Raw genomic sequence first — 13,790 nt, 5'->3', positions numbered from 1 at the left:
TAAAAATACTGAAAGAAAAGAGGCGTTTTTTAAAATGCAGAGCACGTGGAAGGTATACATTTTGGCCATTGTCAGTTTTTTGGTAGGCACATCTGAGTACATTATCTCAGGTATTTTGGATCGGATTGCAACAACCATGGGGATTACGGTGCCCGCAGCGGGGCAGCTGATTACTGTCTTTTCTCTTGCTTACGCGATTGGCACGCCGATTCTGATGGCAGTAACCGCTAAATGGGACAGACGCAAGCTGCTTTTGAGTTCCCTCGGATTATTTGCAGTAGCCAATGTGCTCTCTTTTGCTCTTCCAGGTTTTGGAATGTTTATTGCTGCCCGTATTCTGATGGCCCTCGGGGCGGGGATGGTCGTGGTTACTGCACTGAGCATTGCTGCAAAAATAGCCCCAGCCGGCAAGCAAGCTAGTTCTATTGCTACAGTCACTATGGGTTTTACAGCCTCGCTGATTATCGGGGTGCCGCTTGGGAGAATGATCTCTTCTGCATTTGGTTGGAAAACCGTATTTCTTGGTATCGCATTGACAGGAATTATTGCCCTAATTGTTATTGCAATGACGCTTCCCCGCTTGAAAGGAGATCAACCTGTACCCTTACTACAGCAGTTTGCTCTTCTGAAAAAGCCTGAAGTTGCTTTGGGATTAGGCATCACCTTCTTTTGGGTAGGAGGTTATTCACTCGCGTATACTTACATCTCACCGTACTTGTTGAATGTATCAGGTGTAGGAGAGGATATGCTAAGCTCAGTATTACTTGTTTTCGGGATCGCCAGCCTGATCGGGTCAAAAATCGGTGGATACAGCGCGGATAAAAAGGGTATACCCTTTACATTATTAGGAGGTATGATATTGCACGGTATTTCGTTACTCTTAATTCCTTTTGCCGCGCATTCCCTGATTACATTATTTGCTTTATTGATCCTATGGTCGTTCGCAGCGTGGACAACGGGACCTACTCAACAATATAACTTGGTCACTCTTGTACCGGAATCTTCAGGTGTAATGCTGAGTCTCAACCAGTCTACTATGCAGCTTGCTATGGCAGCCGGGGCCGGAATTGGCGGTGTAGTTGTTGGTCAGGTTTCCCTGGCCTCCATCACCTGGTTTGGAGCAGCCGGAGTCGGTATCGCTATTGTGGCTACGTATTTACTTATACGAAGATTCTCAGTTCAATCGCAAGTAGGTGTTACGGAGTAAAGTGTATAGATAAGTGAAGAGGAGGCCCAGTGATGAAGGTGACATTGCGGCCTCCTTTGATCTGAAAGAGCAATCATATGCTCGTTTGAGTTCTTCGAAGTGCTGCTGTTATATCTCTACTAGGATTTAAACTTCCGTGCTATAAGCTTCTTATTCTTTTGCCGCCAAATCCATCTTTCGATAAAGTTTTTTTCTTTTCTTTCCTGAAGCGTTTCCTTCATCCCCTTAATCAGAAATTCGGATCTTCGCTTATCGTTTCTGCTAATTTCACGTAGTTCCTCAATAAACTTATCGTCCATGTCTGCATCTCCGTTAGTTCAGGATTTTCCAAATTACTAAGCTAAATTATACAGAACATATGTTCCTTTTTCAAGTCTACGTTTCTTTTTTACCAGCAGCAAAGCTACACTTGTACTCTTTACCGGCACGCGGTTTAGAGGTAACTTTCGTGTGTATAGAGGCAACCACAGCATCGCCGACCTGGATGATCTGATTCGCGGGAATGATGTGGGTGCCTGTCGGCTATCGAATCATCTAACAGACTCCATTCGACACAATAAACATTTTACAAGACTGCTTCAGGGGCTTGCAACTTTCGGGCTTTTGGAGCAGTTTTTCTTTTTGTACACCGACCTACATATAGAACGATTAGAAGGGCTGTGAGGCAGAATGAATGGTATGTTAATTTCATGAAAATAAAAAAAGGAGGGCATTCGATATGCTCTCCTTATTACGTATATGATGATTTACTTCATTTCCCAACTTGTTACTTTGATTATGGCTGCATCTGCGTTCTTAAGATCTGTTTCGCCAGAAGCTAAAAGAGAACTCCATTGTTTCACCCGATTCTTACCATTAGGAGGTTGGTTATAATCGTTGGTATCGACAACCAATGTACGTTTAGCATAGAAGTTTGTCATGAACGTCTTTTCATTTGTACTATTGCCGGAACGTGAGAGGACTCCTTCAAGACTACCATAATCACCCGTAGCGCCTTGATTGAGTGCTGTGTCGACAAATGATCCAATCGTCAAAGCAGTATTAAATCCGCGTTTTTGGGCTTGCTGCACACTATATTCGATATAGGTGTCATAAAACGTACGCCACATGGCCTCTCTCCAAGCTTCATTATTTTGGAGAGCCTTGATCTTCTTTTTGATTACACTATCGGTATCGCTAAGTTTTAGAATCGAGCCACTCATTTTTCCCTTCAGTCCAGCACGTGCTAGTCCACCTACAATAGAAGGATTGCTAGCTCCACTAGCAGCATCAAAAGCTTTGAATAAGGCGGGGCCATCTGGTCCCGTATCATTGGAACCGCCTGTTGTTGCTCCGAAAATACCAATGGTATATCCACGATCATCGCCAATATCTTCAACATAGCCATAGAACTCAGTCCATTTTAAAGAATCCTGCTCTGGCTTGTTCACTAGCTTCATAATATTATCCCATTGCTCACCGTCGAGTCCTGTATTGTCCTTCAGAAACTGAAGTGTTGAAGGGGAGAAATTAGCATCATGATCAATAGCTGTAACCGCTGTTTGGCTAGTAGTATCCTCGCTGGTGGTGGGGATTTGCTGTATATTTGCTTCAGTTGTTTCCTGTAATGGTGTTCCGTTCTCTTCAGCAAGAGCCTTGGCAGGCGAGGGGCCGTACAAGCTAGAGAATGAGGCGATTACAGAAAAGCTTAGCAATATCATAAAAAACTTCGTTTTATGGGAAATGAGTTTATTGCTGATTTTAAACATATAGCTCCTCCTTAATAATGTAATTGTGAAAGGCTAAAAGAAATGTTACAACTAGAAAAAGTGATGCTGTGTCAGTAGTAAGTAGCAACACCAACTACACTTTTAAACCTCAGCGTAGATTAGCATCTAACTCGAATTGATTTAGTAAGATTATAGATAAGAAACATAGGATAGAACAGCGCTTGAATAACCATTTTTATTCCAATTTTGTGAGTTGCAATTAGATACATAGGCCCAAATCTTCTGTTTTTTAATTAGATTAACACAGACCATAAACGCAAGAATGAGGACGAAACCAATACAGCCTCTTGTTAGAATGAGATATATCACCAAATACATCACATTTATATGAGGATTTTGCAAAATCCTGAACTAGATGAGTATGAACTAAAGAAAGGATGGAATGTTCGATCATGGCTCACCTTAGTCTTTCCTTTGAAGAAATGTGGGAAAAAATTATAGCATGTGATCGTAAATATGACGGGTTGTTTTTTACCGCTGTAAAAACAACCCGCATATATTGCCGACCTTCCTGTCGATCCCGAAAGCCGAAAAAAATCAATGTCGAGTTTTACTTGGATGTAAACACCGTGGAAAAAGCAGGTTTTCGCGCTTGCAAAAGATGCCAGCCTCATACAGAACATTCGCCGTATATCAGGCTTGTCCAGAAGGTAGTTGCTTTTTTAATCAATCATTATAAAGAAAAACTAGTATTGCAGGATATTGCGGACTATGTTGGAATAAGCCCTTTTTATTTGGATCGGATTTTTAAACAGGAAACCTCTGAAACCCCGCGTACGTATTTGGAAAAAATAAGAGTAGATAAGGCAGCTTACCTTCTTAAAAGTACAGATCTTACGAATCTTGAAATTTGCTATGAGACCGGCTTCCAAAGCCCCTCTAATTTTTATAAGTCGTTTCGCAGCTTGAACCAATGTTCTCCTAGTGAGTATAGAAAGTTGCACAAGAATAGGAATTAGAAATGGAAGGTGAGTATCCTTTGATGAGCAAGTTATATGCATTGAGTTATGTATCACCGATTGGAGAGATAGAGATACAGGGCACCCATGAGGCGGTCTATTCTATTATGTTCTCTAATCGGAATGAGCCTTCAACGAGGGTTATAGAAGAGGCTCCAGTCCAAGTATTAAAGGAATGCGCCAGCCAGCTTGACGAGTATTTTAAAGGCGAGCGCTTTGAGTTTTCGTTTCCTTATGCTTATGAAGGTACAGACTTCCAGCAAAAAGTATGGAATGCGCTGGTGAACGTGGGTTATGGTAAAACGACAGCTTATAAAGATATTGCTCTTGCTATTGGAAATGAAAAAGCGATCCGAGCCGTTGGCAGTGCGAATGGCAAAAATAAGCTGAGCATTGTGATTCCATGTCACCGAATTATTGGGTCCAACCAGAAACTAACTGGCTATGCAGGGGGCCTATGGAGAAAAGAATGGTTGCTCCAGCACGAGAAGCGTTGTCTGGGATCATAAGGAGGGTTCATGGATGAGAGAGATATATTTGAAAGAGTTTAAACCGGAAAGCTGGGCCCACATGGTCCAGATCTATCAGGAGCGATATGATCAGGTAGATCCGGCGATAAGGGCAAAGGTGGCCCAAAGTCATATTCCAAAGGAGATTCAGATTGTGCTGCTGCCTGACATGGGCGAATATTTGCTGACTTGGATGGATCTGGAGGTCCCCGCACTTGGCACGAAACCCCGTCGGATTATTTAAAAAGCGAAGAAGGGATTAAGGCACTGAAGGCAGCCATTCTGCGTATGCCGCGTTAAATCAACTGACTCCAAGGAAATAAATATGAACACGTCAAAACCCCAATCCATCCGTACAAAGGGAGCCATTGCCGGCTCCCTTTGGTGGTCATAAGCAACCAGTGATACAAGAGTTTTAATTGGCTGAAAGCTCACTCTCCGTCACCCATTTATGATTCTTGACCGGCTCTCCTCCTGTAGTCGGCGTGTAATCTACCATATATACGGTCGTTGGTTCGGCGGAATCTATGGTAGCCTTAGCCCCATCCATCCCCTTCATATGATCTGCCGCCAAGATAACTTCCGTTCCCGGTGTATAGGGCTCGCTGCCTGCATCCTTAATCTCTTCATGAATAACCCACTTATGATTAGTCACTTTTTCTCCTCCAATCGTTGGAGTATAAGAGACTGTATAAGCAGTAGTCGAATAAGCACCCACGATCGTGGCCTTAGCGCCGTTCATGCCTGGCATATGGTCAGCTCGGATAATCGCTTGGCTGCCAACTTTGAAGGCTGGATGTTCAGCTTCTTGTAGTCCGGCAGGAAGCTCACTGGAAGTGGAGTGGTTCATTTCCGATGTATCGTGCTGTTGACTGCTGTTTGTCGTATGCTCCTGGTTCGGCGTGTTACTGTTTCCGCACCCGCTCAAAATAATCATGACTGCACCAGCAAGCAAAGCCCATTGTTTTCTCATATTCAATAGCTCCTTTAAGATTGTATTTTCATTTCAATTATACCCCATAGGGGTATTTGCGAAACGAAAATATGTCACAAACCTGGAAATCGGGTCAGCTGATGCCGAAGGGACCTGCATCGACTACCTTTGCAAACTTTTTATTGGACGAGGCGCATGTTGCGGTTGCTATTGGTGAAGGCTTTTTGAGTATAGGCGTTATGGAGCCATGGAAGAAGGAATCGCAGGTTAAAGAGCACAAATCGAAGGGATAAAGATGACCCGGAATGCGAATGGGATTTTTTATAAGGGTCATCCTCAGGGCAAGGAAATTGTTTGGCTGCAACCATGGCAATGTTCAGGAACGTTTGGTTTTCGGCTTGCCATACTGATTAATGAGACTTCGAAGTTGTTTGTTTGTCTGATTCAGCTCCATATCGTTCAGCACATAATCGGTGCTCACTTCCCAGGTGCTGCGATCATTCAAGTGAAAAATAAAGGCGGGGAAGCGAGGACGCAGCCATTTGCGAATGGACGCTCCCTCGAATTCGACTTTAGTGATTGCAGACCACGGAACAGTTCGGACACCATCGGAAATACTATGTTCGTCAAAGATGAACAGGAAGGTATTCTTGCGAAGTGTTCTGCTCAAACAAACTACCAAATAACTTCCGAAAAAAGGGATTCCGACCATAGCGGACGTAATAAAGAAAAAGATTTGCAGAGCAGAGATATCTTCGTCGATAAAAATGAGCAGCAGCAGAAACAGACAAATCAGCACAAACATCAAGCTACCCAAAGCTTTCCAAAATGCCAAAGATCTGCGGTATACAATTTTATCCACGGAATACCGCCTCGTCGGGTACAAACGCCTGAATGAAGTGAGTGATCCGTTCTCTCCAGTCAGCTTCGGTCACACTTTCAATGCGCAGACGTGGGGTGGCCTGCATATCCAGTTCTGTATTTCTTACAACCCACACATGATTCGTTCCTGTAAGAACAAATAGCAGATTTGTAACGGAAGGCCCCTCTTTATCTGTATCTGTGTATACCATCTGGCTCAAATTATCCAGGCTGCAGTGATTTCGATTAAAATCCTCTCGCCAGTCTTGTATCATTAGTTGATCCGACACTTGAAGCTTCCATGTTGCCAATTGCTGCATTGTGAAGTTGGATGAGGTCAGCTCATTCCACTGCTCTTCTGTCAAATCGACGTATTGGTTGTGGGCATTGAAGCTGGAAGCCGACAGACCAAACAATTGATCAATGTCGTGATGCCAGTCTTCTGGGGAAGACCAGCGAAAGAAATGGAGTTCATTGTGGCTGGAAAAATGATATAGAAAACGTTCGTTTCCATGGTGTATCGTTAATGTATTTTGCTTGTCCTGCTGCTCTTTGTATCCACGCAGCATCTGACGGCTTTGTGCCAGATGAGCCAGCATATCAACAATGAATTCATCAAATTCAAGTTGCTGTTGTTCGTCATCCCGCTGTTCCATCAAACCCTTGGATATCAGGCTATGTGTTGCAGCGTGAAAAAGCAATTCCCAGCGATCTTCAGTCAGTTCCCCGTAATAGGATTGGAGCAGACCAGAAGCCATATCTTCTGCGCCCAGTGCGGTCAAGGCAAAGCCCAGTTCCTCAAGCGTTAAAATTACCGTTTGTTTATCCATAGTCAGGCTCCTTCTCCATCTGTTAGGTGTATATATCATTTAAATAACTTGCTGGCCCAGCGTATCCCTTTTTCGGCGAATTTGGCGACTTTTCCACCTGCCCAGCTCCCCACTGTACCGCCAACGTATGCACCGACGGCTGCACCAACCGGACCGCCAATGGCACCGCCTATGGACCCCAAAACAACTGCACCGCCATATGTCGCGGCAGTTTTAATCGCTACGTTAGAAGCGGATACAGCCACATCCGTTCCGGTAAGCGTCCCGCTTTTCCATTTTCCAGCCAGGTTGATTCCCTCGCCTACAATATTCATGGTGGCATTAATAGGGTATAGTTTTTTGGCGATCATGCCGGGAATTTGGCGTGTAGCTATGCCGTAACGGCCTTTTTCTACCCCTGCGATGACGTTCCGTGTCCACTGAGGAAAGCTATTGGCTTTGTTAAATCCAAGGCCGAGCTTACCCATTTGTAGCTTCCCAGCTAAACGATCAAAGCCTTTCAAGCCCTTCATCACAATACCTGGTTTAGCGAATTGGCGGTTTATGCTTTTGCCCAAATTACGCATAAAAGCATTGTTACCCTTGCCTTTCACCCAAGCCGCATTATGTATAACCGCCCGAGTGGGATTTTTCAGGCTTTTCTTGAATTCTACTGTTTTGGTGAGTACAAGTGTGGAAGCCAGACCGCTATAAATCGCTGTTCCGGCAAAGCCAAGTTGCCCCCGCCACTTGTTGGCCTCTGACAGGCTGTTAATGGCTATATCTGCTGGATCTTTTCCTTTTTTTCCGGAAGTTGTTCCTTCACTGCTCTTCATCTGTCCGCTCTGATCGCCTTGGTTAATCCCCGTGTCTGCTTGGGCATCTGTTTCCTTGAATTTTACTGCAATCGAACGCAGCTCTGCGCTGACAGAACCAACCGTTTGAGTGAAAGCGTCCATTTGTCCACGTGCTTTATGAAAATCCTGATAAAAGCGCTGCTGTGTCGTTCCTGCCCAGCTATTTTCTAGCATTTGGATCTGCTGTGACAGTTGTCCGCAAATTTGTGCCCCCAGCTCACGTGCCTGTGCGAACTGCCTGGAAACCGCCTCTAGTTTCTCAGGAGGAACCATAATTTTAGCCATGATGTCCACCTCGGATGATTAAAATAATTACTTAATATTTTAGTGATTCTAGCGTTAGTTAGCAAAAAAAGGAGGGGGTTTATGCAAAAAATAAGTCATTTGTATGAGTTCATGAGAGTATATCAGGGAGAATAGTAGGAGTTGTTATGATCCGAAGTTCTTACTTGTTTTCGATAATGAAAAAGAAAAAGCCTCTCTTTCTTGTAGATATTCCCATAAGAAAGAGAGGGCTTTTTGCGTAGAGGCTAATTATAAATTGTGCGGCATTCTAGCTTATTTCAGAGGGACCTGCTTGGACAGTTTTTCAAACTGCTGCAAGTGAGGGGTGACCTTGGCGGTAATCCCCTTGAGATATTTGATGGCCGCTTGTCGTTGACGTTCTTTGGCAGCAATTTCTTCAGGGAAAATGGAATATTTCTTTTGGACGGAGCCATTTTTATAATTTACGGAGAAAAGTTCTCCTTGCTGCCATCTTTGGACCAGATCACGATTAGTGTGCAAAATAGCTAGCACTTCATTTCCATTTTTATAAGTAAAGCTATAGTCCGGGTCGGCTACAGCATGGATCACTTGGTAGCCGTTCTGTAATCCATTGTTCTGAAAAGTACCCGCTTGGATCTCATTCGAACGTATCGTTCCGTCCATTTGTGTCACCTTTTCAGTCTGCGTACCCTTGCCGCTCATCGTGTCATTGCTCCATGTTCCGTTGTATACGACTTTATGATGTTGTCCATCTGCATCTGTATATTGATTTATATATTTTCCAGTTCCTGAGCGTTTTCCATTCACAAAATCGCCCGAATACTGCTTGTATTCGCTCCATTTGATCGTACCACGTCCGTGCGGCTGACCATTCACAACCTCTCCGAAGTAAGTCGTCTGTCCGGATAGCTGAAGCAATTCCTTGGTTGCAGCGGCATTGGCCGCAGGTATACTTACAGACAGCGCTCCAGAAATCAGCGATGCCGACACGATAATAGGCAGGGACAGAGCTTTTCCTTTTTGCCACAGTTTTTGCATCATGCGTTTCTCCTTTCGAAGCTTTGAGTTTCTACGAGTCATGTTCAACAACCCAGCACTTTTAACCTATTTTGTGCTTGGTGGTTTATAGTTTAATATATATTGAGAGTTATAGGAAACTATAAAGTAAAAAACAGGTAATAAGGAGGAGTATGTTTTGAATTTGCCTGAGTATGGGAGTGAGGACGTATCGAGCATTCTTGCCATAGAGTTGGATCATGCGCCTAGAAAGATGATAAAAGGAATCCATGAAGTGGAGCCTGATTCTAATATCTACTGGCTGATAGATGTGGAATTCTGTGATTTTACGTTGTCAGATGAAGACATTTTGCAATTGCTCAAAGGATATATCGTATACGGGCATGTTCAAGATTTGCAGATATGGACTGGCGTCGGGCGTAGACTAGAAGGCGAATGCTGTTATGATAAAATATGTATTTGTGTGGATGTATTCAATAATGTAGAGATGCAGATTTGTTTGGAAGAAGCCAAGGTTGCTGATTTTATGAACACACTACCGGCGCGATTTCAGGAGAAGGGGACCATTCGTGTGCTTCCTCGGGAGGATGCTGCCCATGCTCGTGCAAAAGCGGAAAAACTTCAAGCATTTACAGATCAGGAAGATGAGTGGGAACACACTGTCATGCTTAGACTGGTAGCGGATCAAGGTCAATCTTACCGTGGAGCGGACATTTGGGATGTCATGCTGAGCCTTGGAATGGAGTGGGGAGATATGGATATTTTCCATGCACACCATCACGGCCCGGGAGGCAATGATGAACTATTTAGCGTACATACGGGAACAGAGCCTGGATTTTTTTGGCTGAGTACACTTGCAGAGGATCAGTTTGCAGATTTGATTTTCAGTATGGATGTGGTAAGAACAGTGCAGCCGCAAGTTGTGTTTGAGGCGATGTGGAAAAGTGCCGAATATGCATGCGCTAGACTCGGCGGAACATTAGTCAATGAACAGGATCTGCCAGCTGTACCGGAAGATTATCTTCGTCAAATTCAAGAGATGGAAGACCGATTAAGTGAGTTTGGATTTAAAGCAGGCTCGTATGCTGTTGCGTTTCTACTCTAGCCTAGAAAGGGGTGATTTCGTTGTCCAGCAACTCTATCGAGAAGCTAAGAACGATTCTAAAGCGTAAAGCTACTATTTTTCATACAGGGGGCCACAGACCGTTAGATTCCCTGGAACAGAGCTGGATTGGCAGAGTTACAGTGGCTTTGCCGGCGGAAGAACAACCCATTGATGTACAGGGGAATGCTATGGCTCCGATCATGCAATTGTATTTGTCTGCCATGCCTTTTGTTCCTCAAGCTATGCGTGATGTCAAGCTGTTGACGGTCTTCCTGTCTCCCGATGTACTGGATCATGAGGACATGGAAGGATATATGTGTATTCGTGAGTATACGTCGGTAGAGGATTTGGTTGAAAAAGATTTTGGTCCAGCATTCATGCACATCAAGGCATTCCCGTTATTCCCTGAGCTCCTAGAGAATGACTATCCCGTTTGGGACGGGGAAGACATCCCTGAAGAGTATGGTGATGCCATCAACAACATGGATGAAGAGGAACCCGACTATTTTGAGGACATTGTAGAGGGAATCCATGTGGTTCACAAAATCGGTGGCTATCCCAGCTTTATTCAATCAGGCATCGACTTTGGCGAAGGCTGTGAATTTGTGTTTCAGATTGCGTCAGATGCCAAAGCTGGATTGAACATTGTCGACGGGGGCTGCTTTTATTTTGCCAAGCTTCAGAATGAAGGGGCCTGGCGAGGTTACTTTGATTTTTACTAAATATTGAAATGAGGTAAAAAAGATATGAACGTTTTAGGTCAGTTAGGATCTGCCATCCAGAACAGTCTATTTATTCAATCCGAACTGAAGAAAGCACATGCTTTGATTCAGAAGCACGACCTGCCAGTAGAACAGGTGGAGGATGATTTTCACCAGCAGATCATCTTGCTGGAGCAATATGCCGGCACTCGTATTTTTCAACAAGGGCTTGCCAGATACAAAGTAATTAATGCAATGCTTTTGATTATATCTGTGATTATATTGCTGGCAGCAGGCATCGTTGCGGCGGTGGAATATTTGCAGCCGGAGCGAGATCTGATGCAAGTGTTGGCGAATGCCATGTTCGACCACTGGGTTCCCTCTATTACCATACTTAGCGTTGTATTTGTGGGTGTGATCGTTCTTGCCATCGTGAGAAATATTTATGCCGGACGTTTACATACACGTGTGCTGGATCGGGCCTGGCAGGCCATTTTCCACCATGTGGATAAATAAGGACAAAGAGTAGCCGTAGAAGATCGTCATATCAGCTTAGGGAGTGGCAGCAATGAATGACTGGGAATCGGGAATCATCCAGGTCAATGATGAACACGCGATTGATTCTTCTTTAACAGAAGAGCAGTTGTTAGAGACTGCTTTCTATTTGAACTATTTTCATTCTGTAAGAAAGCTGGGAAATGGGTACATTTGGTATCATTTTGATCAGGTTCCTTTGCTGGATCGGCTTTTTTTTGTGTCTGTATGCTTTAAGGATACAAGCCTAATGGTTGTGGAGATTTCACTTCAGGGCAATGAATTTCCAACTTCATGGGATAATTGGTCTGAGGAAGGGGAGCGAAAGCGGCAAAGGGAGCATGATCGTTTGTTAGAGCGGCATTTGTCCATAAAGCCAAGCTACCGACAAACCAAGCCCTATCCTTACAAGGAATATAAACTAATCTGGGGAAAAATCTGCTCCTATTTTGATCCCCGATCTGGAAATACGGCGATTGCTTTTAAGTATAAAAATGAATGTTGAAGGTGAGAGTGTCAGATGAGTAAGGAGAAGTGTGATGGATAAAAAAGCCAAGAAAATACTCATGAACACTTTCTGGTCGTCCAATGGCTGGAAGCAGGAACGGGGACCCTTTTCGGGTGAGGATTTTGAATACGCCAAAAGTAAGGGCTTGATGTTCGATCCGATCACCATTACACATGATGAGATGATAAAAAGGTTACATGAGCTGCACCAGCAAAAGGCTACAAAAGAGCGAGTGGTCGCAGCGTTTTTGCACAGTCTTTCCACGAAAAAAGTCCATTTGCGAAGCGCCTTATCGAGCTGGGCATTAACCGCACAACTGCCTTTGCACACCTATAGTGAGCGGCCTGTCGTCTTGCCCAATTACAGTAGCTGTGGGGATTGTAATTTTCATAAACTAATGTCTGATAAGGAATACATCAATGCGGATTTGAATGTACTGAATTTTGAACGAATCAAATGGGGTGGTATTCGGCTGAATCACCTTCTTTATTGTTGGATGGACCTTGAATTGTTTAGCCAAGAAGAGGAGATTCAGGTTTCTGATGAGGATTTGGCTATCCTTCGCAATATGCTGGAAGCTGTTCAGGCCTGTGAGGCTCAGAACGGTCCACGACAATTGGAGAAGCGCTGGAAAGATGTGCTCCCATCCAGCAAAAATGAACGCGATGTGGCTATGGAAGTGTGGGGGTATGCGGGATTGCTGGTACCGCGGGACACACCTCGTAGACGCCGTGGCGGTAATGATGATTTTTATTCCGTAGCAAGTTGGCAAGGAGATGACGGATACTCCCAGGAAGTGCTGAACGATTACTTTGGTGCGTTTTTATAAAGAAAGTGAAGGTTTATCTTCAGGTTAGGCTATTCCCCCAAACAAAAAAGGGAACTCCCTGATTGGTTCAATTGGACAGAATACTTAGAATTAAAGTAGGGTGAAAAATTGAATTTTGGGGGAATGGATGATGAGTCGATTAACCGAAGCTATAAAGGTGTTAAACATTGTGAAAAAAGGGTCAAGACGTTGAAAGGGACCAGTAGATACATCCCCAATCAGCATGGAGCCTGGGCAATGCTCATCCTTCCATTTTTGTTTGGCTTAGCTGCTTCTCCAAAACAATTCATTCATATACCTCTATTCGTATGCTGGTTTTTTATCTATTTATTTAGTTTTCCTGTTCTCCAATGGATCAAAACAGGAAACAGTAAAAGATACCGTAAACCTGTTGTTATATACGGAGCAATACTCCTTCCTCTTTTAGCTTCTCTAGTATGGGTTAGACCTGCGTTGATCTGGTACGGAGTTCTGCTCCTATTCTTTTTTTTGGCTAATATGTATTACGCCAAAATCAAGAATGAGCGTGCTCTGTTAAATGACATTACCGCGATTTTGCTCTTCTGTTCTTTTATATATCCTGTTGTTCATATTGGAGAAGGCGGAGATTGGATACTGACTACAGAGCTGTTTTTGCTATTGGTGTGTTATTTCATAGGAACGGCTCTTTATGTTAAAACGATCATCCGTGAAAGAAAAAATCCACGTTACTATTATGCGTCTATTATCTATCATCTGATCATTGTGCTGTTTGCCGCCTGGATCAAGGTGTTTTTGATTATTCCATTTTTAATTTTGTTCATACGAGCTATATGGCTTCCTAAATTCGAGTTAAAGGCAAAACATGTAGGCATGGCTGAAATTGGATTTTCATTGATGCTCTATGTATCTGTGCTGTTTTTATATTTTTAAAAAGGAGAGACA

19 protein-coding genes are annotated in these 13,790 nt (G+C 43.7%); 12 read left to right on the top strand and 7 right to left on the bottom strand.

Translation table 11 applies throughout. From position 1 onward, the window contains the following. Positions 1-34: 34 nt before the first annotated feature. On the top strand, positions 35-1,207 hold the full coding sequence (locus FKV70_RS13510) for an MFS transporter (protein ID WP_063208456.1): 1,173 nt from the start codon (positions 35-37) through the stop codon (positions 1,205-1,207). Positions 1,208-1,326: 119 nt separating this feature from the next. On the opposite strand, the gene FKV70_RS13505 is transcribed toward FKV70_RS13510, so the two are convergent. Continuing rightward, positions 1,327-1,506, bottom strand: coding sequence for a hypothetical protein (locus FKV70_RS13505; RefSeq protein ID WP_013311365.1), 180 nt, complete (start codon positions 1,504-1,506; stop codon positions 1,327-1,329). Between the two features lie 151 nt (positions 1,507-1,657). On the opposite strand from FKV70_RS13505, the gene FKV70_RS13500 reads away from it, so the two are divergent. Then, positions 1,658-1,870 (top strand): hypothetical protein, encoded by a 213-nt coding sequence (locus tag FKV70_RS13500; RefSeq protein WP_142613164.1) that lies wholly within the window; start codon positions 1,658-1,660, stop codon positions 1,868-1,870. Between the two features lie 83 nt (positions 1,871-1,953). Here FKV70_RS13500 and FKV70_RS13495 read toward each other — a convergent pair whose 3' ends face one another. Beyond that, the gene (locus FKV70_RS13495; RefSeq protein WP_142613163.1) at positions 1,954-2,955 is read right to left on the bottom strand and encodes a chitosanase; all 1,002 of its coding nucleotides are present in this window, start codon (positions 2,953-2,955) and stop codon (positions 1,954-1,956) included. Positions 2,956-3,368: 413 nt separating this feature from the next. Here FKV70_RS13495 and FKV70_RS13490 point away from each other — a divergent pair, with 413 nt between their 5' ends. The 3 genes from FKV70_RS13490 to FKV70_RS13480 are packed head-to-tail and all read left to right on the top strand — an operon-like array spanning position 3,369 to position 4,688. After that, positions 3,369-3,935 (top strand): bifunctional transcriptional activator/DNA repair enzyme AdaA, encoded by a 567-nt coding sequence (locus tag FKV70_RS13490; protein WP_082825200.1) that lies wholly within the window; start codon positions 3,369-3,371, stop codon positions 3,933-3,935. 23 nt (positions 3,936-3,958) lie between these two features. Continuing rightward, positions 3,959-4,444, top strand: a complete 486-nt coding sequence (locus tag FKV70_RS13485; RefSeq protein WP_063208604.1) for a methylated-DNA--[protein]-cysteine S-methyltransferase — start codon at positions 3,959-3,961, stop codon at positions 4,442-4,444. A 13-nt stretch (positions 4,445-4,457) separates the two neighbouring features. Continuing rightward, positions 4,458-4,688, top strand: coding sequence for a hypothetical protein (locus tag FKV70_RS13480; RefSeq protein WP_244310737.1), 231 nt, complete (start codon positions 4,458-4,460; stop codon positions 4,686-4,688). A gap of 171 nt (positions 4,689-4,859) precedes the next feature. Here the strand turns inward: FKV70_RS13480 and FKV70_RS13475 are convergent, their stop codons facing one another. Further along, positions 4,860-5,417 carry a YdhK family protein gene (locus FKV70_RS13475; protein WP_142613162.1) on the bottom strand — a complete coding sequence of 186 codons (558 nt, stop codon included), beginning with the start codon at positions 5,415-5,417 and terminating at the stop codon, positions 4,860-4,862. 71 nt (positions 5,418-5,488) lie between these two features. On the opposite strand from FKV70_RS13475, the gene FKV70_RS13470 reads away from it, so the two are divergent. Further along, a complete protein-coding gene (locus tag FKV70_RS13470) occupies positions 5,489-5,671 on the top strand; it encodes a hypothetical protein (RefSeq protein ID WP_142613161.1) in 183 nt (60 codons plus the stop codon). An 83-nt stretch (positions 5,672-5,754) separates the two neighbouring features. Here the strand turns inward: FKV70_RS13470 and FKV70_RS13465 are convergent, their stop codons facing one another. From FKV70_RS13465 to FKV70_RS13450, 4 genes are all read right to left on the bottom strand, one after another. After that, complete coding sequence (locus FKV70_RS13465) at positions 5,755-6,240, bottom strand: DUF5381 family protein (RefSeq protein ID WP_142613160.1); 486 nt, start codon at positions 6,238-6,240, stop codon at positions 5,755-5,757. Continuing rightward, positions 6,233-7,069 (bottom strand): hypothetical protein, encoded by an 837-nt coding sequence (locus tag FKV70_RS13460; RefSeq protein WP_142613159.1) that lies wholly within the window; start codon positions 7,067-7,069, stop codon positions 6,233-6,235. Before FKV70_RS13460 ends, FKV70_RS13465 begins: the two co-directional genes overlap by 8 nt. A gap of 35 nt (positions 7,070-7,104) precedes the next feature. Further along, a complete protein-coding gene (locus FKV70_RS13455; protein ID WP_063208472.1) occupies positions 7,105-8,190 on the bottom strand; it encodes a WXG100 family type VII secretion target in 1,086 nt (361 codons plus the stop codon). A 273-nt stretch (positions 8,191-8,463) separates the two neighbouring features. Then, on the bottom strand, positions 8,464-9,210 hold the full coding sequence (locus FKV70_RS13450; protein WP_142613158.1) for an MORN repeat-containing protein: 747 nt from the start codon (positions 9,208-9,210) through the stop codon (positions 8,464-8,466). A gap of 157 nt (positions 9,211-9,367) precedes the next feature. Between FKV70_RS13450 and FKV70_RS13445 the strand changes: the two genes are divergently transcribed. From FKV70_RS13445 to FKV70_RS13420, 6 genes are all read left to right on the top strand, one after another. Next, positions 9,368-10,294 (top strand): cell division protein ZipA C-terminal FtsZ-binding domain-containing protein, encoded by a 927-nt coding sequence (locus FKV70_RS13445; protein ID WP_142613157.1) that lies wholly within the window; start codon positions 9,368-9,370, stop codon positions 10,292-10,294. 20 nt (positions 10,295-10,314) lie between these two features. Continuing rightward, complete coding sequence (locus FKV70_RS13440; protein WP_142613156.1) at positions 10,315-11,016, top strand: DUF1963 domain-containing protein; 702 nt, start codon at positions 10,315-10,317, stop codon at positions 11,014-11,016. 24 nt (positions 11,017-11,040) lie between these two features. Next, entirely contained in the window at positions 11,041-11,511 is a 471-nt protein-coding gene (locus FKV70_RS13435) for a DUF6097 family protein (RefSeq protein WP_142613155.1), read from the top strand. A 52-nt stretch (positions 11,512-11,563) separates the two neighbouring features. Next, positions 11,564-12,034, top strand: coding sequence for a hypothetical protein (locus tag FKV70_RS13430; protein WP_142613154.1), 471 nt, complete (start codon positions 11,564-11,566; stop codon positions 12,032-12,034). A 34-nt stretch (positions 12,035-12,068) separates the two neighbouring features. Then, positions 12,069-12,866, top strand: a complete 798-nt coding sequence (locus FKV70_RS13425; protein WP_142613153.1) for a hypothetical protein — start codon at positions 12,069-12,071, stop codon at positions 12,864-12,866. Positions 12,867-12,989: 123 nt separating this feature from the next. Then, positions 12,990-13,778: a YwiC-like family protein gene (locus tag FKV70_RS13420; RefSeq protein WP_142613310.1), complete on the top strand. Its 789-nt coding sequence runs from the start codon at positions 12,990-12,992 to the stop codon at positions 13,776-13,778. The last annotated feature ends 12 nt before the right edge of the window (positions 13,779-13,790 follow it).

The sequence above is a fragment of the Paenibacillus ottowii genome (assembly GCF_006874425.1).
In the GTDB taxonomy this organism is placed as follows: domain Bacteria; phylum Bacillota; class Bacilli; order Paenibacillales; family Paenibacillaceae; genus Paenibacillus; species Paenibacillus ottowii.
This window is presented reverse-complemented; position numbering and strand designations above follow the sequence as displayed.

Coding starts and splice junctions, on each gene's coding strand:
- FKV70_RS13510 (WP_063208456.1), top strand. CDS start 35: ATGCAGAGCACGTGGAAGGTATACATTTTGGCCATTGTCAGTTTTTTG.
- FKV70_RS13505 (WP_013311365.1), bottom strand. CDS start 1,506: ATGGACGATAAGTTTATTGAGGAACTACGTGAAATTAGCAGAAACGAT.
- FKV70_RS13495 (WP_142613163.1), bottom strand. CDS start 2,955: ATGTTTAAAATCAGCAATAAACTCATTTCCCATAAAACGAAGTTTTTT.
- FKV70_RS13490 (WP_082825200.1), top strand. CDS start 3,369: ATGGCTCACCTTAGTCTTTCCTTTGAAGAAATGTGGGAAAAAATTATA.
- FKV70_RS13485 (WP_063208604.1), top strand. CDS start 3,959: ATGAGCAAGTTATATGCATTGAGTTATGTATCACCGATTGGAGAGATA.
- FKV70_RS13480 (WP_244310737.1), top strand. CDS start 4,458: ATGAGAGAGATATATTTGAAAGAGTTTAAACCGGAAAGCTGGGCCCAC.
- FKV70_RS13475 (WP_142613162.1), bottom strand. CDS start 5,417: ATGAGAAAACAATGGGCTTTGCTTGCTGGTGCAGTCATGATTATTTTG.
- FKV70_RS13470 (WP_142613161.1), top strand. CDS start 5,489: ATGTCACAAACCTGGAAATCGGGTCAGCTGATGCCGAAGGGACCTGCA.
- FKV70_RS13460 (WP_142613159.1), bottom strand. CDS start 7,069: ATGGATAAACAAACGGTAATTTTAACGCTTGAGGAACTGGGCTTTGCC.
- FKV70_RS13455 (WP_063208472.1), bottom strand. CDS start 8,190: ATGGCTAAAATTATGGTTCCTCCTGAGAAACTAGAGGCGGTTTCCAGG.
- FKV70_RS13450 (WP_142613158.1), bottom strand. CDS start 9,210: ATGCAAAAACTGTGGCAAAAAGGAAAAGCTCTGTCCCTGCCTATTATC.
- FKV70_RS13435 (WP_142613155.1), top strand. CDS start 11,041: ATGAACGTTTTAGGTCAGTTAGGATCTGCCATCCAGAACAGTCTATTT.
- FKV70_RS13430 (WP_142613154.1), top strand. CDS start 11,564: ATGAATGACTGGGAATCGGGAATCATCCAGGTCAATGATGAACACGCG.
- FKV70_RS13425 (WP_142613153.1), top strand. CDS start 12,069: ATGGATAAAAAAGCCAAGAAAATACTCATGAACACTTTCTGGTCGTCC.
- FKV70_RS13420 (WP_142613310.1), top strand. CDS start 12,990: ATGGATGATGAGTCGATTAACCGAAGCTATAAAGGTGTTAAACATTGT.